The sequence below is a fragment of the Streptomyces sp. NBC_00224 genome (genome assembly GCF_041435195.1).
Lineage (GTDB): Bacteria > Actinomycetota > Actinomycetes > Streptomycetales > Streptomycetaceae > Streptomyces.
The window spans coordinates 3,230,088-3,249,381 of record NZ_CP108106.1 but is presented as its reverse complement, the minus strand read 5'-3'; the positions used below and the strand labels follow the sequence as shown (position 1 = coordinate 3,249,381).

General features: G+C 70.1%; 19 protein-coding genes. 12 read left to right on the top strand and 7 right to left on the bottom strand.

Features of this window, described 5'->3' with window-relative positions; all coding sequences use genetic code 11:
- Positions 1–25: 25 nt before the first annotated feature.
- The gene (locus tag OG965_RS14490) at positions 26–991 is read right to left on the bottom strand and encodes a hypothetical protein (protein WP_371652471.1); all 966 of its coding nucleotides are present in this window, start codon (positions 989–991) and stop codon (positions 26–28) included.
- A 222-nt stretch (positions 992–1,213) separates the two neighbouring features.
- Between OG965_RS14490 and OG965_RS14485 the strand changes: the two genes are divergently transcribed.
- The 4 genes from OG965_RS14485 to OG965_RS14470 all read left to right on the top strand — a co-directional run bounded on the left by OG965_RS14485 (position 1,214) and on the right by OG965_RS14470 (position 4,106).
- Positions 1,214–1,426: a hypothetical protein gene (locus OG965_RS14485; RefSeq protein ID WP_371652470.1), complete on the top strand. Its 213-nt coding sequence runs from the start codon at positions 1,214–1,216 to the stop codon at positions 1,424–1,426.
- Between the two features lie 239 nt (positions 1,427–1,665).
- Positions 1,666–2,103, top strand: coding sequence for a helix-turn-helix domain-containing protein (locus OG965_RS14480; RefSeq protein WP_371652469.1), 438 nt, complete (start codon positions 1,666–1,668; stop codon positions 2,101–2,103).
- A gap of 15 nt (positions 2,104–2,118) precedes the next feature.
- Positions 2,119–2,481: a hypothetical protein gene (locus OG965_RS14475; RefSeq protein WP_371652468.1), complete on the top strand. Its 363-nt coding sequence runs from the start codon at positions 2,119–2,121 to the stop codon at positions 2,479–2,481.
- Complete coding sequence (locus tag OG965_RS14470) at positions 2,478–4,106, top strand: recombinase family protein (RefSeq protein WP_371652467.1); 1,629 nt, start codon at positions 2,478–2,480, stop codon at positions 4,104–4,106. Before OG965_RS14475 ends, OG965_RS14470 begins: the two co-directional genes overlap by 4 nt.
- 210 nt (positions 4,107–4,316) lie before the next feature.
- On the opposite strand, the gene OG965_RS14465 is transcribed toward OG965_RS14470, so the two are convergent.
- On the bottom strand, positions 4,317–5,285 hold the full coding sequence (locus OG965_RS14465) for a peptidoglycan-binding protein (protein WP_371652466.1): 969 nt from the start codon (positions 5,283–5,285) through the stop codon (positions 4,317–4,319).
- Between the two features lie 171 nt (positions 5,286–5,456).
- Here OG965_RS14465 and OG965_RS14460 point away from each other — a divergent pair, with 171 nt between their 5' ends.
- Entirely contained in the window at positions 5,457–7,511 is a 2,055-nt protein-coding gene (locus tag OG965_RS14460; RefSeq protein ID WP_371652465.1) for a DHA2 family efflux MFS transporter permease subunit, read from the top strand.
- Between the two features lie 43 nt (positions 7,512–7,554).
- Here the strand turns inward: OG965_RS14460 and OG965_RS14455 are convergent, their stop codons facing one another.
- On the bottom strand, positions 7,555–8,058 hold the full coding sequence (locus OG965_RS14455; RefSeq protein ID WP_371652464.1) for a GNAT family N-acetyltransferase: 504 nt from the start codon (positions 8,056–8,058) through the stop codon (positions 7,555–7,557).
- 89 nt (positions 8,059–8,147) lie between these two features.
- Here OG965_RS14455 and OG965_RS14450 point away from each other — a divergent pair, with 89 nt between their 5' ends.
- Both OG965_RS14450 and OG965_RS14445 read left to right on the top strand, forming a co-directional pair.
- Positions 8,148–8,750, top strand: coding sequence for a hypothetical protein (locus OG965_RS14450; RefSeq protein WP_371652463.1), 603 nt, complete (start codon positions 8,148–8,150; stop codon positions 8,748–8,750).
- Positions 8,750–9,211: a hypothetical protein gene (locus OG965_RS14445; RefSeq protein WP_371652462.1), complete on the top strand. Its 462-nt coding sequence runs from the start codon at positions 8,750–8,752 to the stop codon at positions 9,209–9,211. Before OG965_RS14450 ends, OG965_RS14445 begins: the two co-directional genes overlap by 1 nt.
- 58 nt (positions 9,212–9,269) lie before the next feature.
- Here OG965_RS14445 and OG965_RS14440 read toward each other — a convergent pair whose 3' ends face one another.
- Positions 9,270–10,421 (bottom strand): DUF2330 domain-containing protein, encoded by a 1,152-nt coding sequence (locus tag OG965_RS14440; protein ID WP_371652461.1) that lies wholly within the window; start codon positions 10,419–10,421, stop codon positions 9,270–9,272.
- A 376-nt stretch (positions 10,422–10,797) separates the two neighbouring features.
- Here OG965_RS14440 and OG965_RS14435 point away from each other — a divergent pair, with 376 nt between their 5' ends.
- Positions 10,798–12,786 (top strand): bifunctional glycosyltransferase 87/phosphatase PAP2 family protein, encoded by a 1,989-nt coding sequence (locus tag OG965_RS14435; RefSeq protein ID WP_371656942.1) that lies wholly within the window; start codon positions 10,798–10,800, stop codon positions 12,784–12,786.
- A 168-nt stretch (positions 12,787–12,954) separates the two neighbouring features.
- On the top strand, positions 12,955–14,235 hold the full coding sequence (locus tag OG965_RS14430) for a M48 family metalloprotease (protein ID WP_371652460.1): 1,281 nt from the start codon (positions 12,955–12,957) through the stop codon (positions 14,233–14,235).
- Here OG965_RS14430 and OG965_RS14425 read toward each other — a convergent pair.
- Complete coding sequence (locus OG965_RS14425) at positions 14,194–14,673, bottom strand: ATP-binding protein (protein ID WP_371652459.1); 480 nt, start codon at positions 14,671–14,673, stop codon at positions 14,194–14,196. The two genes, OG965_RS14430 and OG965_RS14425, sit on opposite strands and share 42 nt — an antisense overlap.
- 94 nt (positions 14,674–14,767) lie before the next feature.
- On the opposite strand from OG965_RS14425, the gene OG965_RS14420 reads away from it, so the two are divergent.
- Positions 14,768–15,595: a helix-turn-helix domain-containing protein gene (locus OG965_RS14420; protein WP_371652458.1), complete on the top strand. Its 828-nt coding sequence runs from the start codon at positions 14,768–14,770 to the stop codon at positions 15,593–15,595.
- Positions 15,576–15,767 (top strand): DUF397 domain-containing protein, encoded by a 192-nt coding sequence (locus tag OG965_RS14415; RefSeq protein WP_371652457.1) that lies wholly within the window; start codon positions 15,576–15,578, stop codon positions 15,765–15,767. The genes OG965_RS14420 and OG965_RS14415 overlap by 20 nt, the downstream gene beginning before the upstream one ends.
- Positions 15,768–15,786: 19 nt before the next feature.
- On the opposite strand, the gene OG965_RS14410 is transcribed toward OG965_RS14415, so the two are convergent.
- On the bottom strand, positions 15,787–17,028 hold the full coding sequence (locus OG965_RS14410; protein ID WP_371652456.1) for a cytochrome P450: 1,242 nt from the start codon (positions 17,026–17,028) through the stop codon (positions 15,787–15,789).
- Between the two features lie 261 nt (positions 17,029–17,289).
- Between OG965_RS14410 and OG965_RS14405 the strand changes: the two genes are divergently transcribed.
- A complete protein-coding gene (locus OG965_RS14405; RefSeq protein WP_371652455.1) occupies positions 17,290–18,459 on the top strand; it encodes a steroid 3-ketoacyl-CoA thiolase in 1,170 nt (389 codons plus the stop codon).
- Positions 18,460–18,573: 114 nt separating this feature from the next.
- Here OG965_RS14405 and OG965_RS14400 read toward each other — a convergent pair whose 3' ends face one another.
- Positions 18,574–18,999 carry a transglycosylase SLT domain-containing protein gene (locus OG965_RS14400; RefSeq protein WP_371652454.1) on the bottom strand — a complete coding sequence of 142 codons (426 nt, stop codon included), beginning with the start codon at positions 18,997–18,999 and terminating at the stop codon, positions 18,574–18,576.
- Between the last annotated feature and the right edge of the window lie 295 nt (positions 19,000–19,294).

The following is a 19,294-nucleotide window of genomic DNA, read 5'->3' as shown; positions in this document are numbered from 1 at the left end:
AGGGCCCGGCCGTCCCCGGCCGGGCTCAGCTCCGGCGCCGCTCCGCGGCCGACGCCTCCGAGCCCCACCAATACCCGAGCGCGAACAGCCCTTTAGTGCTGGACCCTTCGTAGAGCTTCGCGATGTCGTTCTGATACGTCTTCGCGCTGATCCCCAGCTCGCGCTGGATCACCGATGCTGGCGTCTGGTCACGCAGGGCGTTGAGGATCTTGCGTTGGCGGGGGGTCGTGAACGTGCCGTCGGGGCGACGACGGATGCCGCCCATCCATGGCTCCGCTGCGTCCCACTGCCTGCTGTAGGCGTGCTCCAAGACCTTGATCATGACGGCCGACGTCACGATGTAGGCGGGCCGCGGCTGTGTGCCGCTCGCGTCGGTGTGTTCCGGGTCCTCCACGACGGCGACTGCGCCGCGGCCGTGTTCGTCGCCGCCGACGATCACCATGCGCATGAAGGGCGGTACGTCGGTGCGCACCTCCGCGCCGGCCTCGCTCACCGCGGCGGCCCATGCCGTTTCGGCGGGGCGCGTCCGCGCGGTGTCCGGGTAGATCGTCCGCATCTGGACGCCACGTTCAAGCAGGCCGAGGTCGCGTGTCACGGATGACGCGAGCACGTCCGCGTTCCGGTCGGTGGGGTGGCATGTCCACACGTAGGACGCGACCGTTTCGCATGCTGCCGAAAGGACGGCGGTGGCATGGTTGTTCGTGGGGACCCATCGGATGCCGCCCCTGCTGTGCTGGCGGTCTTCTTCTTCGCCAGCCCGCAGGAGTGCGGCGAGTCGACCCATGCGGTCGGCCATGTCGCTGATAGCGCTCGGCAGGTCACCATTCATGTACTGGCCATGGATAGGATCGCGGCGGGCAAGCGACAAGATCATCAGCTCGTCGAGGCCGCTCTCGCCATCCTTTACGAGTCCCCCTTGCAAGAGCCGTGCTCGGAGCTCATTCGCCTCTGCCGTTAGCCCGTTTTTAGTAGTTCCATCCTCAATAGTCATCTTTTGCCCCCCAGGGAAAATTTCGGCACTGCCGAAATATGCACCCGGCAACTTACTTGATCACCGATACGTAATCGCGCACTCTACTGGCTGTAACCGCATCGTCGAATGCCTGTGCGGACGGAGGGGGCGGCACGTCATGCGCCCGCTAACCGGTCCCGCCAGACTCGCGGCGGCGGGGCTGCGCTGACGCGGTCCTGTTGCCGTCAAAGGGAGTTGATCATGACAAGGAAGCTGGCCGTTATCGCTGCCGGTGTCACCGGCGTCGCAGCCCTCGTGCTCGGTCTCGGTGTGCCCGCGCAGGCCGACCCCGCCGCGGACGGGATGGTCGCGACCCAGAGCGACCCGAACTGGGCTGCTCCCGCCCCGCAGGACCCGAACTGGGACACCGCGCCGACCGTCGCCCCCATCGCCGCGCAGGACCCCAACTGGTAGCAGGCCCCCGGCCTTGACTGCCCAGCGACCAGGCGCCGGACATGTCTGCGCCTGGCTTGCGCTTTCTCGGCCCGTCGAAGGCCGAGGGGCTACTGGGTCCACATGGACGGCGCGACCGCCGCATCGGTCGCACGTTCGATTTACATTACGCTGGCAAGACACGGGGGATATTCAGTGCATTCCGCTCGACTTCCTGTGCGTGCGCACCACGGACCATCCACGCGCGGTATGTTCCATCCATGGAACGAACGACTCAGGCGACCCCCCACGAGTTCGCCGTATGGCTGCGCGACCAGCTGACACGCCGCGGCTACGACCTACGCCCTAGGGGCGGAGGTCAAACCCGATTCGCCGACGACTCCGGCATCGGCCGCGCAACCATCAGCCGCATCCTCTCCGGCCAAGGCGCCAACGACACCCGCGTCCTCGCCCTCCTCTCCGAGGCCCTGCGCCTGCCCCTCGGTGAAGTACTCGTGCGCTCCGGAATCCTCGACGAATCCGAACTCCGCGCCGTACAACACCCCACGCCCGGCTCCCGCCGCATCACCCCCGAGCAGGCCGCCGACGAACTAGGCATCGCCGACGAACAGTCGCGGCGCCTCTTCATCAACATGACAGAAACCCTGCAACGCACCCCTTCCCCCACCCACAACGAGGGCCGCGCCGCAGAGCAATAACCGTACGGAGGCACAGTGATCAGCCGCTTCACGCCCGTACCCGCCGTCGTCCTGCTCGGGCTCGGCATCACCACGGGCGCCCTCGGCCTGCTCGACAACAGCGACGACCAGACAATCGGCGGAATCTTCCTCACTATCACCGCCTTTTTCCTGATCACGCTACGCGCCCTGCGTAATGCGCACCGCCTCAGCGCCCACCAACTCGCCGCCGCCGACAACGCCGGATACCGCCGCGCCCTCGATCACGTCGCCCGCGGCCTGCTCGACCAGCACGCCTCACCGCCCCGGGGAGGGCACCCCGCCGAGCGCGAGCAGGCCGCGGGCAACGTGATCACACTGCACCCGACCACCAGCGACACCGAACGGAAGGCACTGTGACCCAACTGCACTTACCACCCACGGTCGACGGCCCGGATTACGGCGAGCCCTGGCTCGGGTACATCCGCGTCTCAACGTGGAAAGAAGAGAAGATCAGCCCGGAACTCCAAGAGTCGGCGCTCAGAGCCTGGGCGGTACGTACAGGGCGCCGACTCATCGAGCCTCTGGTCATCGACCTCGACGCCACCGGCAGAAACTTCAAGCGCAAGATCATGGGTGCTATCGAACGCGTCGAGCGCGGCGAGGCCCGCGGTATCGCCGTATGGCGATACAGCCGCTTCGGGCGCAACCGCACCGGCAATGCCGTCAACCTAGCGAGGCTCGAACAGGTTGGTGGACAGCTGGAATCCGCTACCGAACCCGTGGACGCAAGCACAGCCATCGGCGAGTTCCAGCGTGAAATGATCTTCGCCTTCGGCAACTTCGAGAGCAACCGCGCAGCCGAACAGTGGAAAGAAACGCACGACCACAGACGCGACACCCTCCAACTGCCTGCGACAGGCCGCCGCCGATTTGGTTACATATGGCACCGTCGCTACGACCCGATCACCGAAACCCTGCAAAAAGAGCGATACGAGCTCAGCGGCGACGACGGAGCAGCCGAAGCCCTCTACGAGGCGTACGAACGGAAGGTCGACGGTGACGCATTCGCCACCGTCGCCGCATGGCTCAACCTCGGCGGATACCGCACAGTCCGCGGGTATCTGTGGGACGACAGCTCCCTACGCAAGTACATGGACAGCGGATTCCCTGCCGGCCTGCTCCGAGTGCACGAACGCACCTGCAAGTGCGGGGCCCTCTGGAAGTGCCCCAACTACCAACTCAAACCAGGCGCTCAGCCGTCAATCTTCGCTGACGGCGACGACCTGTGGGAGCGCTACAAGAAGCACCGTGAGCAGATCAAAAGCCTCGCACCACGCGCCCGGACGGCCACCTACGCGCACTCGGGCCTCATGCGACACGGGGACTGCCGACAGGGCATGGCCGCCACACAGAGCAAGAGCCGCAAACACGGGACGATCAACGGCTACGGCTACCGGTGCAGCTTCAACAACCGCACCGGCGGAACCGGCTGCAAGGGCGGGCAGATCACCCGCGAGCGCGTCGAGCAGGAAACCCTTAAGTGGCTCGCCCGGGAGGTCGCCGAGGGTGTCGACGCGGCACCAGCCACGCCGCAGCAACGCCGAGACGTCGCGAAGGAACGAGCGCATGCAACCCGGGAGCGAGCCCGCCTCACCGCCGAGCTGGACAAGTTGCAAGCCGGTCTAGCCCGACTGCAAGCCGACCGCGCCGTCAACCCAGACGACTACCAGGACGGGGCCTACGAGGCTGCCAGAGACCGCATCAAGCGCCAGCGTGCGACTGCTGAGGCCGCACTCGCCAAGGTGGCGGACATCGAAGCAACGCCAGACATCACCGACTACGAACCACTGATCGTCGGCCTGCTCGACGAATGGGAAACCCTGGAAGTCGGAGAGCGTAGCGGGATCTTGCGCCAGCTCCTGCGGCGCGTTGCGGTTTACCGAGTCGAGCAGGAAGGCAAGGTGCGGGCCGCATCGCGCATCGAATGGCACCCGGTATGGGAGCCCGACCCCTGGGCCGACGACACGAACGCAGACGGATGAGCGTGTTTAAGAGGAACTGTTGAGGAGGAGGGCGCGGGCGGTCAGGGTGGTGGGCGTGGCCGTCATCGGCGGACTCCTGGGTGCGGGAGCAGAGACAAGTGGCTCCGCCCGCCGGTCAGGGAGTACGGGCGGAACCACTTTGTTCCATCACGATACAAAACAAAGTGCCGATCGGTCCAACCGGCCCGGTTCAGGTGTCTTGATCGCCCCTCACGATGTCTGTGCCTCCAGGGCGCTGCGCGTCTCCGCGCCGTAGACGCCCGGCGGGTCGTCTTCGAGGCCCATGTACGACTGGTACGTACGCACCGCGCTCTCCGTCTTGGAGCCGAAGTGACCGTCGGCCTTCCCGTTGTAGATCGTCAACTGGGCCAGCCGGTCCTGGAGTTCGGCCACCTCGGGGCCGTCGTCGCCCCGGCGCAGCACGGGGGCCGTGGCGGGCGGCGCGACCGGGGCGGTCGCGGTGTCGACGCTGCCGGTGACCTGCGAAGAGGACGGCGAGGGGGCGGCGGGGCGGCGGGACGGGCTGGTGGAGGGCTTGGGCGTACGGCTCGGGGAGGGCGAGCTCTTGTGCGGGGACGGGCTGGTGCGGGGGGTGCTGCGGGTGGGTGCCGGTGCGGTGGGGGAGGGGGCGCTGGAGGTGGTGTCGTCGCCGTACGGGGCGGTGCTCACGGTCGTGGCCGCGCCCGTCGCCTTGTCGTCGGATCCGCCACTGAAGAGGCCGCTCGCGAACGCGGTCGTGCCCAGCGCCGCGATCGCTGCGGCGGCCGCGAGGGCGAGGAGGAGGGGGCGGCGCCGGGTGCGTTCGGTCGGGTGCGGGTCGGCCGTGGCTGGTCGCGCCCCCTTCTGCCCGGGGTGTGTCTGCGGGCCGGTGGGGGCTTGTCGCGCAGTTCCCCGCGCCCCTTGGGGGATGGGCGGCAGCGGCATGGTTGCCCCCGGGTCGACGGGTCGCAGCGGCATCGTCGTGCCCGGGGCGCTGGTGGTTCCCGTCGGACCCCCGTCGCCCCCCTCCAGGTTCTCCAGCGTCACATACGGCCTGATCCGGAGCGGGTCGAAGTCCTCCGACGCGGCTACCTCGGCCGAGCGTTCCGCGCGTAGCGCACAGGCGCAGGCGGGTCTGCCGGTGGATCTGCCGGTGGGCTCGCGCTCCGTACCGCATTCAGGACATACCTGTCCCGTCATCGTGGGTCCCCTCCCCTTGAACTGCCTGCGATTATGCAGGGCCCGTGGCGGCGGCCCGAGGCGCCCGGCCCGGCCCGGCAGGCCATATCCGGACATTGCGATCAAGATGGAGGGAGGCGGGGCGGAGGCAGAGGCAGACGGGGTGGAGACCGAGACAGAGAGGGGCGGCCCATGGCTCAGGAAACGGCCCCCAGCGCGCTCTCCCCGGGCGCCGGCCCCGGCGTCGGCCAGGAGCGGCGGACCGTACTCGTGGCCATCGGCGCACTGCTGCTCGGCATGCTGCTGGCCGCGCTCGACCAGACCATCGTCTCCACGGCCCTGCCGACGATCGTCAGCGAGCTCGGCGGGATGGAGCACCTGTCCTGGGTCGTCACCGCGTACATGCTCGCCTCCACCGCCGCGACCCCGCTGTGGGGCAAACTCGGCGACCAGTACGGCAGGAAGAAGCTGTTCCAGGCCGCCATCGTCATCTTCCTCGTCGGCTCGGCGCTGTGCGGAGTCGCGCAGGACATGGGCCAGCTGATCGCCTTCCGGGCGCTCCAGGGGCTGGGCGGCGGCGGTCTGATGGTGCTGTCCATGGCGATTGTGGGCGACCTGGTCTCCCCGCGTGAACGCGGCAAGTACCAGGGCCTGTTCGGTGCGGTGTTCGGCGCGACCAGTGTGCTCGGCCCGCTGCTCGGCGGTCTCTTCACCGAACACCTCAGCTGGCGCTGGGTGTTCTACATCAACCTCCCGATCGGTGTCGTCGCGCTGCTCGTGATCGCCGCGGTGCTGCACATCCCGGTGCACGGCACCCGCCACACCATCGACTACCTCGGCACCTTCCTGATCGCGTCCGTCGCCACCTGTCTGGTCCTCGTCGCCTCGCTCGGCGGGACCACCTGGGCCTGGGGCTCGGCGCAGATCGTCGGGCTCGCGGTGCTGGGCGCGGTGCTGCTCGGCGCGTTCGTCGCAGTGGAGCGGAAGGCGGCGGAACCTGTTCTTCCGCTGAAGCTGTTCCGTATCCGCACCTTCTCCCTCATCGCGGTCATCAGCTTCGTCATCGGCTTCGCGATGTTCGGGGCGATGACGTACCTGCCGACGTTCTTGCAGGTCGTGCAGGGTGTCACCCCGACGATGTCCGGCGTGCACATGCTGCCGATGGTGCTCGGTCTGCTGATCACGTCGACGGCGTCCGGCCAGATCGTGTCGCGCACCGGCCGCTGGAAGGTCTTCCCGATCGCGGGCACGGCCGTCGTCACCGTCGGGCTGCTCCTGCTGCACGAGCTCAGCGAGACGAGCTCCACCTGGGAGATGAGCCTGTACTTCTTCGTCTTCGGTGCGGGGCTCGGCCTGGTGATGCAGGTGCTCGTCCTGGTCGTCCAGAACGCGGTGTCGTACGCGGACCTGGGCGTGGCCACGTCCGGGGCGACCTTCTTCCGCTCGATCGGCGCGTCCTTCGGCGTGGCGATCTTCGGCACGATCTTCACCAACCGCCTGAACGGCAAGCTCGCCGACGCGCTGGCGGGCCGTGAGCTCCCGGCGGGCACCGGCCCTTCCCAACTGGCCGCGGATCCGCGCACGATCGCCGAGCTGCCGCCGACGCTGCGGCCCCCGGTCCTGCACGCCTACTCGCAGTCGATCACCGACGTCTTCCTCTATGCGGTGCCGGTGACACTGGTCGCCTTCGTGATCGCCTGGTTCCTGCGCGAGGACAAGCTGCGCGGCGCGGTCACGGCGCCCGACGTCAGCCAGACCGTGGCCTCCAATCCGGTCGAGCGTTCGTCGTACGACGAGTGCGCGCGGGCGCTTTCGGTGCTGGGCACGAGGGAGGGCCGCCGCGAGATCTACGAGAAGATCACCGCCCGCGCGGGCCTGGACCTGCTGCCCGCGTCGAGCTGGTTCCTGCTGCGCATCCACCACTACGGCTCGGCGGAACCGGCCTTCCTGGCCGAGCGCACGCGCGTACCGCTGCGGCTGATCACGGAGGGCGCCCGCCAGCTGGAGGAGCGCGGCCTCGCCGTACGCGAGGGGATCGCCCTGGTCGCCACGGAGGCGGGCCGCGCGACGGCGGTCCGGCTCGCCCGGGCCCGCGAGGAGTCCCTGTCCGAGCTGCTCGGCGACTGGTGGGGCCCGGACCGGCCGACCGACCTGGCCAAGCTGGTGGAGGAGCTGACGGCGGAGATGTCGGGCTCGGACGAGGAGAGCCCGAGGGGACCCGACGCGCGCCGGGACCACGCGAGGTGACCCAGGCGCGGGTCACTCCCTCCCGCGCGTGTCCCTGCCGCCCTCACAGCTCCTTCGCGAACCACCTTTCCGCGTAGGCGCGTTGGGCGTACGGCTCGATCTCGCGGTAGCCGTTGCGCGCGTACAGCGCGCGGGCCTCGACCAGGTCGTGGCGGGTGTCCAGGGCGACGCGGCGGGCGCCGAGGCGGCGGGCGGCCGTCTCCAGGGCGGTGAGCAGGGCGGCGCCGCCGCCGGTGCCGCGCAGGCCGGGGCGTACGTACACCCGGGTCAGCTCGGCGGTGGCCGGGGCGGTGCCGTCGATGACCGGGGCGGTCTCGCAGAGCAGGATGCCGCCGCAGGCGCCGGCGACTCCGTCGTGGCGGCCGACCACGAAGTCGCCCAGGGGCGGGCGCAGCCGGTCGGCGCCGTCGTCCGTGAGGCCCTCCTCGATCTCCTCGGCGGTGGCCGGGCGGCCGTACCAGCGGCTCGCCACCTCGTCGTAGTACTCGCGGCGGAGCAGGGCCGCGTCGGGGGAGTCGTAGGGCTCGCGGTTCATGATCCAACTCATGGGCGTCTGCCTACCCGACACCGGTGCTGTTTGGCCACCGAATTCCTGGCAACCCGGCGGGTACGGACCAACTCACCGGGAAGGCAGACATGTCCACGATCGTGATTGTCGTCCTGATCGCGGTGCTCGCCCTCGCCGCCCTCGCCCTCGCCGTCCGGTTCGCGCTGCGCGGCTCGACGACCGGCGGGCGCGGGCTGAGGCGGCGCTTCGGCCCCGAGTACGAACGGGCGGTCGTCCTGCATGACGGAGACCGCAAGGCCGCCGAGCGCGAGCTCGCCGAGCGGCTGAAACGGCACGGCTCGCTCACCGAACGCCCGCTGCCCCCCGAGGCCCGGGAGCACTACCTCGTGCGCTGGGCGGGCATCCAGGAGCAGTTCGTCGACTCGCCGCGCCGGGCGGCCGAGGCGGCCGACAAGCTGGTGGCCCGGCTGGCCGAGGACCGGGGCTTCCCGGCGGCGAAGGCGTACGAGGACCAGCTCGCGGCGCTGTCCGTGCACCACGCCGGCCGGCTCGACGGCTACCGCCGGGTGCACAGCGCGGCGCGGGGCACCGGCGACACCGAGGAGATACGGGAGGCGGTCATCGAGGCCCGCACCCTGTTCGAGCAACTCCTCACGGCGGGCCCCCGCCACGCCCAGCCCACCCGCCGCCCGGCCCTGCCGCGACGGCACGCGAAGGGAAGTGCGGTGTGATGCGACGCCACGAGGACGAGACGGCGGGCGGCGGGGTCGCGGCGACCCCGGTGGCTCCGGCGGTACGCGGCTCCGACCCGGCGGTGGACCCGTCGGACCCGGCGGTACGCGCCCCGGCGGCGGGCGCGTCCGATCCGGGCGTACGAGCCCCCGCCCCGCCGACAGCCGCACCCGACCAGCCCGCCCCGCCCCCGCCCGCCGACCTCAAGCCCGCCCCGCTGCTCCCCACGGAGGAGCGCGACAAGTGGGCGCTGCGGCTGCACCGGGCGGTGAGCGGCTTCATCGACGAGCCCCGACAGGCCGTCGAGGAGGCCGACGCCGTACTGGGCGAGACCACCGCGCGCGTCGCCGAACTGGTCAAGGAACGCCGCCGCTCCGCCCCCGACAAGGGCGACACGGAGGAACTCCGCCTCGCACTGCGCGACTACCGCGAGATCACCGAACGCATGCTGGAGCTCTAGGCGGAGCAGCGCCAGGACGCACGGCCCGTACGCGAACTCCAGGCGTACGGGCCTGAGTTCACCCCAACGGCGGCGGCACCACGACCGGTGCGGGCGGGATCACCACGCGGCGGCGGCGCAAGGCTCGGCGTATGAGGAGGAGCGCCGTCGTTGCCACCGCCGCCAAGCCCGTGGTCACCGTCAGGAGCCATGCCGGGATGCCCGCTATCCGCATCAGGCGGTCCGTCCAGATCACCCGTTGGAACGGGGTGTCGTCGGTGGCGCGCGTCAGTTCGTGGTCGCCGGTGATCGCGGAGGGCTGCCAGAAGGACTGGCTCAGGGCCGTGAGGTACGGGGTGGCGCCTTCGGAGGTGTGCGACACCCCCGCGAACCTCGCCAGTTCGCCCTGCTCCTGCGGTACCCGCCCCGCATACAGCACCTCCGGCCGCGTGCCCCCGATCGGCGACTCCGGCTCCATCCGGTGCGCCGACACCACGTACAGGTTCAGGTACTGGGCCGTCTTCGCCAGGCGGGACAGGCGCATCGGGTAGACCAACCGGTCGCTCGCGAACGTCAGCTTCAGGGGGTCGAGCGTGCCCGTCAGGGGGCCGTCGCCGGACGCGGGGGCCAGGCGGATCGCCACGTACTCCCATTTCTGGGCGACGTAGGGGCGCAGTTCCGTGGAGAGAGTGGGCGGGAGCTGGAAGCCGTTCGTTTCCAGCCAACTCCGCAGCGCTTCCGGGTCCGTCGCCGTCAGGCGGGCCACGTCGAAGGGGCCCAGGCGCTGGCGGTCGACCACGCCGACCGGCGGCGCGGCCGCCCTCGGGGGGCCCGCGCCGTCGCCCACCGCGCGGTGATGGTGGGCGAACGGCCAGTCGCCGTCCTCCGGCCAGAAGTGGTCGCGGTCCTTGTGCACCGGCGCCGTGGCCTTCTCCAGGTCGGAGAAGAGCGCGCGGTCGCCCAGCGCGACCGTCGCCCGGTGCGGCACCGGCATGATCCACGCCGCCTTCGGGGCGTTCCCGTCGACCGTGAGGCTCATCACGATCTGCTCGCTGTGACCGTCCCAGCGCACCGCCGACGTCTCCTGACGTACCGCCAGCCGCGTCCCCGTGCCGTGGACCATCGCGCCGCACCCGCACGCGTACGCGGGGGAGACGAGCGAAACGAGTTGGAGGGTCAGCAATGCCCCCATGAGCAGCCCTATTCGCCGCCCGATGCCCTTGCCGCGCATTCCCCCGCCTTCCGTAACAACGCCCGTACGACGTCGCTACAACGCCCTTACGACGTCCTTATACCGCACGCCGACGGGATCTACGACGGCGTTGCGGCACGTCCGGTTCCGCTCCGTTCCGGAGTTCGGTCAAGGCGGTTCCGGTCAAAACCCCGGTGACAGTCAGGCGAAGTGGGGGTTGTCTGAGTCTCCTCGGAGGGGTGGTGCGAGGCTCTAGGGAGTCGCCCCACAGTCGGGGGCCGGTACGACGGGCGAACAGCGGGCTTACGGAGAACGGTGGGAGGTTCGGCGCGGCGTGGCTAATGCGGAGCACGGCGGACGCGGCAGCACGGTGGACTCGGGGTCGGCGGACACCCGGACGGGCGTGGCCCGGGCGGTGCTGTGGCTGGTCGCCGCCGTCCTCGCGTTACGGCAGATGGCCCACGTCCTGCGCCTTCCACCCGGTGAACGGCTCACCGACCTGGAGACCTGGACCGGTGCCAACGGCGCCGACGGTGTCAACGGCGTGCTGCACGTCAAAGGGTCCCTGTACGACCAGGAGCACTTCACCGGCACCCCCTTCGCCGGGCTCGTCCTCAAACCGCTGACCCACTCCGCCGAGCAGGCGCTCGGTGTGGCCTGGACGTTCTCCACCCTGCTGCTCGTCGCGGTTCTCGGCGTCGTCGCCGCCCGCGCGCTGCCGGGGCCGATTTCACGCCGTAGTTCGCTGGTGGCCGCGCCCGTCGCCATCAGCCTCCTGATGCTCTCGCTGCCGGTCCGCAACGCCCTCACCACCGGCCAGACCAGCATCATCCCCGTTCTGCTCGTCCTGCTCGGCTGCTTCGCCGTACGCGGACAGCGCGCCTGCGGGGTGCTCATCGGCATCGGCGCGGCCCTCCAGCCCACCGTGCTGCTCTTCGTCCCGCTGCTCTGGTTCACCGGACGCAGACGCGCGGCCCTCTCCACCACCGCCACCTTCGTCGCCGCGACCGCCCTGACCTGGGCGGTCATGCCGCACGACTCCTGGACGTACTGGGTGCACCACGTGGCGGGCGCCGGGCTCGGCGCGCGCCCCGACGGCCTCGCCAACCAGTCCCTGCACGGCGCCCTGCTCCGGGTCGGCCTCGAAGGGCCGCTGGAGATCGCGCTCTTCCTGGCGCTCGCCGTCGCCGTGATCTTCCTCGGGCTGCGCCGAGCCGTCCGCTACGCGCGCGACGGCCAGCTCCTGCTCGCCGTCGCCCTCACCGGCTGCGTCGCGGTCGCCGTCTCGCCGACCGCCTGGCAGCACCAGCTCCTGTGGGTGCTGCTCGCGATGGTCGGCCGGGCCGGGACCAGGGCCCGCGACCGCCTGGCATGGCCCGCCGTCGTCATCCTGGTGATGACGCTCCCGGGCACGGTGCTGCTGCCGAACGTGCCGTCGCTGTACCCGTTACGCGACAACGTTCCCCTGCTGACGGCGCTGACGGCGGCCTGCCTGGTGCCGTTCCTGCCGCGCACCTCCGAGCACTTCCGGGCGCCGGTCCCCACCGCGTACGCGGAGCCCGTCCCGGCCCGCTGGGCCCGCATCCCGCTGCTGCCGTTCTGGCGCCGGGTGCTCAGCCGCCCGAACCTGCTCCTGGAAATGCTCGTCATACGCGTCGGCTACTCGGCGTACTCCCACATCCGGCTGGAGGCCACCGCCGGACGGGAGACGGCGGAGGCGCACGGCCGGACCGTGGTGTCCATCGAGCGCGCCCTCCACATCGACATCGAGCACTGGGCCAACCACTCGATCCAGCACGCCGAATGGCTGCTGTCGTTCTTCAACTTCTACTACGAGTCGTTCCACTTCGTGGTGCCGCTGACCATCCTGGGCGTCCTCTACGTGCGCCGCCCGGCGGACTACCGCTGGGCGCGCGCCGCCCTGGGCTTCGCCACGCTGCTCGGCCTGGTCGGCTTCTGGTTCTTCCCGCTCGCCCCGCCGCGCCTGATGCCGGGCATGGACTTCATCGACACCGTCCACGGCCCGCAGGATCTGGCCAACCCGGACTACGGGCCGATGACGCAGGTCACCAACCAGTACGCGGCGATGCCCAGTCTGCACTTCGGCTGGTCGCTGTGGTGCGGCATCGTGATCGCGGTGGTGGCGCCCAAGCTGTGGATGAAGGTGCTGGGCATGCTCCACCCGCTCTTCACGGTCTGCGCGATCGTCACCACCGCCAACCACTGGGTGCTCGACGCGATAGGCGGCGCGACGGTCGTCGGCGCGGGCTTCGCCCTGGTGTACGTGCTGGCGGGCCCGCGCGGCATTCAGCTGCCGGAGCTGCCCGTGCCCAGAGCGGCGACATGGAGAGCCAAGGCGATGCCGGCGGGCAGAACGGGGTCGGGCTCCGGCGCGTCGAAGTAGCTCCGCACCGGCACCACCCCGGCCCAGAGGCCGAGCTCACCGTCGGCCCCTCCCCTCGCCATGTGGGCGATCAAGAGGCGGGCGTTACCCTGCCTCGTCGGCGCGGTCGCCCGCCCGGCATCGGACGCGGCTCCTGGGGAGGGGCCGCCAGGGGAGGGAAAAAGAACCGTGGAGACCGAAAGACCGGCGGCGAAGCTCTGCCCGGACTGCGGCCAGAACGTACCCGTCGACCCGAGGTTCGTGACGTGGTGCGCCGAGTGCGGCTGGAACGTCGATCCGGGCTCGCCGGAAGCGCCCGAGGGGCGGCTGGAGGCGCTGCGGCGGCAACTGGCGCGACGGCACGGCGAGCAGCTGTTCGCGGAGGGGATCGACGGCCGCGCCCACAAGGACCCGTCCAGTGTTCTCGCCCGCGCGCTGGCGCTGCTCGTGCACGCCGTCACGCTCGGCCTCGCCGTCGCGGGGGCGGTGGTCCTCGTGAGCGGCATCGGCACCTTCAGCGGCTGGGCGCTCGGCGTTCTGCTCCTGGGCATCGCGTTCGTGCTCCGGCCCCGCTTCGGTTCGCTGCCCGCGACCGGTGAGGAGCCGGTGCTGTACCGGGCCGACGCGCCGCACCTGTTCGGCCTGATCGACGAGGTCGCGGCCGTGGTCGGGACGCGCGGGGTGGACGCGGTGGTGATCCAGGCCGACGCCAACGCCTCGGTCAGCACGTACGGGATCCGGCAGCGCCGGGTGCTCCGGCTGGGGCTCGGCCTCTGGGAGGTGCTGACCCCCCGCCAGCGCGTCGCCGTCCTCGGCCACGAGCTGGGCCACTACGCCAACGGCGACACCCGGCACGGCGCGATCGTCCACAACGCACTGCGCTCGCTCGCCCTGTGGGTCTACTTCCTGTCGCCCAAGCCGTGTCCGACCATGACCGAGCGGTTCGCCAACTACCTGATGGCCGTGCCGAGATGGGTGGTGTACGGCGTGCTGGTCCTGCTGGACCAGCTCACCCTCCGCGCGGCCCAGCGCGCCGAGTACCTCGCGGACGAGGCCGCCGCCCGGGCCGCCTCGACCGACGCGGCCGTGGAGCTGATGGACAAGGTCCTGGTCGCCGGCTCGGTCGCCCTTGAGCTGCGCCGCGAGTCGGTCGCCGCGCACACCAAGGGCCGCGGGGGCCCGTCGCGCGACGAGGCCGAGCGGGGCCTGTGGGACCGGCTCGCCGAGCACATCGGAGCCGTACCGGAGCGGGAGTACGAGCGCCTGCGCCGAACCGCCGCCCTGCGCGGCCACGCCGTCGACTCGACCCACCCGCCGACCCATCTGCGCCGCAGCCGCCTGGCCGAGGCGGCCGCGCCGCACCCGGCCGCCGTCCGCCCCACCGAGGACTCCACCGCCGCGATCGACGCCGAGCTCGCGGGCCCCCGCTCACGCGTGGCGCGGCAGGTGATCCGCGACTACGCGGGCTGAGTCATCGGCGCTGGGGCCGTCGGTGACGATGCCGTCGGCGGTGGTGCCGTCGGCAGTGGTGCACTCGAACCACACCGTCTTCCCGGTCCTGGCCGGGCCCGGGGAGACACCCCACTTGTCGACCATCGCGTCCAGGAGGACGAGTCCGCGCCCGGACTCGTCCTCGTCCGACGCGGTGAGCGGCAGGGGAAGCTGCGGGAATCTGTCCGACACCTCGACGCGTACGCCGTGCGGCCGACGGTGGATGCTCAACTCGCAGTAGCGGTCGGGCACATGGCGCACCACGTTGGCGAGCAGCTCCGTCACGGCGAGTTCGGCCGCGTCCGCGAGGTCGGACATGGCCCAGAAGTCGAGGTGCGTACGGACGATCCTGCGGACATGGCGCGCGGAGTGCACGCCGACCGTGAAGCGCATGCCGTACTGGGTATTGTCGTTCACGGGACGAGCGTGGCGTGCGATGGCTACTCTCGGCTACGGCACGAATGCAACCTGCTTAGAAGTAAGCGGAGTTGAGCACGAGGGGGTACCCGCCGTGGTCCACATCAACGTCCTCGACCCGAGCGCCTCGCCGCTCGACTATTACGGCTACGAGCTGCGCCGCTACCGCGAGGCGAGCGGGCTCACCCAGAAGCAACTGGGCGCGATCATCTCGTACACGGGCTCACTGATCGGCCAGATCGAAACGGCCCGAAAACTACCGACGTCCGATTTCAGCGAGCGCGCGGACATCGCGCTCGGCACGGGCGGACTGCTGTCCCGGCTCCTGCCACTGGTGCTGCGAAGTCAACTCCCGGCTTGGTTTCAGCAAGTTGCTGAGCTGGAGGCGCGGGCGATTGAGGTCTATACGTTCCAAACGCACATGGTGCATGGGCTGCTCCAGACGAGCGGGTACGCCCGGGCGGTGCTGGGTGCGGTGGATCCGGTCAATCTGGAGGACCGTACGGCGGTCCGGATCGCTCGACAGCGGATTCTGGAGAAGGACGGCGCGCCGGTGCTCTGGGCGATCCTGAGTGAGGCGGCCCTGAGCCAGGAAATTGGTGGCTCGCAGGTCATGCGGGATCAACTGGCGCGTCTGTTGAGCTACGAGGACAACCCGAAGGTAAACATTCAGGTGCTGCCGTACGAGGTCGGGTCGCACGCCGGGCTGCAAGGCTCATTCAACCTCTATCGGTTCTCCAGCGATCCCGCGATCGTCTACACCGAGGGCTACGGAATGGGGCATCCCACGGCCAACCCGGAGACTGTCAAGGACTGTTCGCTCCGATACGATCATCTCCAGGCGGCCGCCCTGTCTCTCCGGGACTCGGTAGAGCTGATCCGGCGGGTGATGGAGGAGCGCTATGGGGAGCAGAAACTCTGAGCTGGCCGACGCTCGGTGGCGTAAGTCGAGTTACAGCGGTGACCAGGGCGGCGACTGCGTAGAGCTCGCCGCCCTCCCTCACACCGTCGCCGTTCGCGACTCCAAGAACCCCCACGGCCCCGCCATCCGCTTCGACCCCGCCGCCTTCAGCGACTTCGTACGGCAGCTGTAGGGGTCACGAGCTCGCGAGCTCACGGGCTGACCTGCAACTCCTTGATGCCGTTCAGCCATGCCGAACGCAGGCGGCGCGGGTCGCCCGCCAGCGTCAGGTTCGGCAGGGCGTCGGCTATCGCGTTGAAGATCAGGTTGATTTCGAGGACCGCGAGCGACTTGCCGAGGCAGAAGTGCGGGCCTCCGCCGCCGAAGCCGAGGTGCGGGTTCGGGTCGCGGAGGATGTCGAACTTCTCGGGCTCGTCGAAGAGTTCGGGATCGTTGTTGGCCGACGAGTAGAACAGGCCGACCCGGTCGCCCGCCTTGATCTTCTGGCCGCCCAGCTCCGTGTCCTGCGTCGCCGTACGCTGGAAGGACACCACCGGCGTCGCCCAGCGCACGATCTCCTCCACCGCCGTCTCGGGGCGCTCGCGCTTGTAGAGCTCCCACTGGTCGCGGTGGGTGAGGAACGCGTGCATGCCGTGGCTGATCGCGTTGCGGGTCGTCTCGTTGCCCGCCACCGCGAGCAGGATGACGAAGAAGCCGAACTCGTCGGCCAGCAGGTTCCCTTCGCCCTCCGCCGCGACCAGCGTCGACACGATGTCCTTCGCCGGGCACTCCTTGCGCGCCGCCGCGAGGTTCATCGCGTACGACACGATCTCCATGGCGGCCTCGGCGCCGATCTCCTCGGTGATGGCGTACTCGGGATCGTCGTACGCCGCCATCTTGTTGGACCAGTCGAAGATCTTCGCGCGGTCCTCCTGCGGTACGCCGATGAGTTCCGCGATCGCCTGGAGCGGCAGCTCCACCGCGATGTTGGTGACGAAGTCGAAGGAGTCGTGGCCCTCGGAGGCCGCGAGGGCCGTGTCGACTATCCGGCGGGCGCGGTCGCGCAGGGCGCCTTCGAGGGAGCGGATCGCGCGCGGGGTGAAGCCGCGCTGGACGATCTGGCGGACCCGGGTGTGCTCCGGCGGGTCCATGTTCAGCATGATCAGCCGCTGGACCTCGATCTGGTCGCGGGTGATGTTCTGGTTGAAGCGGATGACGGCGGTGTTGGTGGTGGAGGAGAACAGCTCCGGGTGCGTGGAGACGTACTTGACATCGGCGTGCCGGGTCACCACCCAGTAGCCGTCGTCGCCGAAGCCGGCGAGGCCGTGCGGCTGCGGGCACCAGAAGACCGGGGCGGTCTGCCGCGCCTCGGCGAACTCCGGGTACGGGACGCGGTCCTGGAGCAGGTCGGGGTCGGTGAAGTCGAACCCCTCGGGCAGGTGGGGGCAGCGCATCGGCAACTCCATCTCGACGGCACTTGTCTGACGGCCCATCAGAATTTGACTGAAAGGTAGTAACGGGTTCTACAAGTCGCAAGGGTGCGGGGGTGGTTGATTGCGGGCGCGGGAGTGCGCGGGTGCGTGCACAACCCTTGCGTACCGGGGGTAAGTCTCACCAGACTGCATACGGAACTAGAACGCGTACTAGTTCCGGACCGGTTCGGTCGCGGCGGGCTCCGGGAGGCCCCGGCGACTGTGCGAGGAGAGGACGAGCTCATGGCCGCGGAACCCGTCATCGTCGAAGCCGTACGCACGCCGATCGGCAAGCGCGGAGGTGCGCTCGCCAATCTCCACCCCGCCTATCTGCTCGGCGAGACCTACCGCGAGCTGCTCGGGCGGACCGGGATCCACGCCGACTGCGTCGAGCAGATCGTCGGAGGCACGGTCACGCACGCCGGTGAGCAGTCCATGAACCCCGCGCGCAACGCGTGGCTGGCGATGGGGCTGCCGTACGAGACGGCGGCGACCACCGTGGACTGCCAGTGCGGGTCGTCCCAGCAGGCCAGCCACATGGTCGCCAACATGATCGCGGCGGGCGTCGTGGACGTCGGCATCAGCTGCGGGGTGGAGGCCATGTCGCGGGTGCCGCTGGGATCGGGGTCCAAGCACGGGCCGGGCAAGCCGTTCCCGGACGAGTGGAACGTGGACCTGCCCAACCAGTTCGAGGCGGCGGAGCGGATCGCGCGCCACCGGGGGCTGACGCGGGAGCGGGTCGACTCGCTCGGGCTGCTCTCGCAGGAGCGGGCGGGCGTGGCGTGGGCCGAGGAGCGGTTCAAGCGGGAGACGTTCGCGGTGCAGGTGCCCACCACCGACGAGGAGCAGGCGGCCGGGCAGGGCATGTGGCGGCTCGTCGACCGGGACGAGGGCCTGCGGGACACGTCGATGGAGGCGCTGGCCGGGCTCAAGCCCGTCATGCCGACCGCCGTGCACACCGCCGGGAACTCCTCCCAGATCTCCGACGGCGCGGCCGCGATCATGTGGGCGTCCAAGCGGATGGCGCGGGCGCTGAAGCTGCGGCCCCGGGCGCGGATCGTGGCACAGGCGCTGGTGGGGGCCGACCCGCACTTCCACCTCGACGGGCCGATCGACGCGACGCGGGCGGTGCTCGGCAAGGCCGGGATGTCGCTGCGGGACATCGACCTCGTCGAGATCAACGAGGCCTTCGCGTCGGTGGTCCTCAGCTGGGCCCAGGTCTTCGACCAGGACCTGGACAAGGTGAACGTCAACGGCGGCGCCATAGCCCTGGGCCACCCCGTCGGCTCCACCGGCGCCCGCCTGATCACCACGGCCCTGCACGAGCTGGAACGGCGTGACCGGGAGTTCGCGCTGGTGACGATGTGTGCGGGGGGTGCGCTGGCGACGGCGACGATCCTGCAGCGGCTGTAGGACCGGCGCCCGGATAGCAGCGGTTGTAGGACCGGCGCCCGGACATAAGGGAGAAGCTCCCTCGGTAGGCGTTCCTACCGGGGAGCTTCGCATTGCTCGTGCTCAGCTGGTGGCTCAGTACCAGCTGTTCTGCTGCCAGAAGTTCCAGGCGCCACACGGGCTGCCGTAGCGCGACTTCATGTAGTCCAGGCCCCACGCGATCTGGGTGGCCGGGTTGGTCTGCCAGTCGGAGCCCTTGGTGGCCATCTTGGAGCCGGGCAGCGCCTGGACCAGGCCGTACGCACCGCTGGACGGGTTCGAGGCGTGGATGTTCCAGCCGGACTCGTGGTTGACGATGTTGCTGAAGCACTGGAACTGGGCGGCGCTGGGGATCATCTTCTTCGCCACGTCCTGGGCGCCCATGGGGGCGGCCTGGGCGGGAACGGCGGCCACCGCGATACCGGCGGCGGCGAGCAGCGTGGCAGCACCGGCGGCGATCGACTTCTTGCGGGCGGCGAGACGGGCGGCGAACGACACAGAGACACCTAACTTCGGGGACATGGGCTGTCGCGGAGCAGGTGGCAGCTCCGGAGAGCCACATGAGCTCCCGGGAGGAGCGAGGGTTTCTTCGTCCTGCGTGGGCTTCCGCGGCCCGGGTGACGGGCCAGGCGGTGCCCGGCGACTGCACCAGTTTTAGCGACCCCGAGGGGCCGGTGCAACGACCCCTGTTACTAGTGGTCCTCGCATCCGGGGCGGAACGGCCCGGGTGGGGGGTGCCGGAGAAACGGCTGGTCGGAAGGGTTATTTGTGGCTTTATCTAGCCCGTATAAAGCAACTATTCCGGGTCGTATGTGAC

Bases quoted from the DNA above. Each gene is read 5' to 3' on its own strand.
- OG965_RS14455 (WP_371652464.1), bottom strand. From the start codon at position 8,058: ATGAGTTGGATCATGAACCGCGAGCCCTACGACTCCCCCGACGCGGCC.
- OG965_RS14460 (WP_371652465.1), top strand. From the start codon at position 5,457: ATGGCTCAGGAAACGGCCCCCAGCGCGCTCTCCCCGGGCGCCGGCCCC.
- OG965_RS14465 (WP_371652466.1), bottom strand. From the start codon at position 5,285: ATGACGGGACAGGTATGTCCTGAATGCGGTACGGAGCGCGAGCCCACC.
- OG965_RS14405 (WP_371652455.1), top strand. From the start codon at position 17,290: ATGGCCGCGGAACCCGTCATCGTCGAAGCCGTACGCACGCCGATCGGC.
- OG965_RS14440 (WP_371652461.1), bottom strand. From the start codon at position 10,421: ATGCGCGGCAAGGGCATCGGGCGGCGAATAGGGCTGCTCATGGGGGCA.
- OG965_RS14480 (WP_371652469.1), top strand. From the start codon at position 1,666: ATGGAACGAACGACTCAGGCGACCCCCCACGAGTTCGCCGTATGGCTG.
- OG965_RS14485 (WP_371652470.1), top strand. From the start codon at position 1,214: ATGACAAGGAAGCTGGCCGTTATCGCTGCCGGTGTCACCGGCGTCGCA.
- OG965_RS14415 (WP_371652457.1), top strand. From the start codon at position 15,576: ATGGGGAGCAGAAACTCTGAGCTGGCCGACGCTCGGTGGCGTAAGTCG.
- OG965_RS14445 (WP_371652462.1), top strand. From the start codon at position 8,750: ATGCGACGCCACGAGGACGAGACGGCGGGCGGCGGGGTCGCGGCGACC.
- OG965_RS14490 (WP_371652471.1), bottom strand. From the start codon at position 991: ATGACTATTGAGGATGGAACTACTAAAAACGGGCTAACGGCAGAGGCG.
- OG965_RS14450 (WP_371652463.1), top strand. From the start codon at position 8,148: ATGTCCACGATCGTGATTGTCGTCCTGATCGCGGTGCTCGCCCTCGCC.
- OG965_RS14400 (WP_371652454.1), bottom strand. From the start codon at position 18,999: ATGTCCCCGAAGTTAGGTGTCTCTGTGTCGTTCGCCGCCCGTCTCGCC.
- OG965_RS14410 (WP_371652456.1), bottom strand. From the start codon at position 17,028: ATGCGCTGCCCCCACCTGCCCGAGGGGTTCGACTTCACCGACCCCGAC.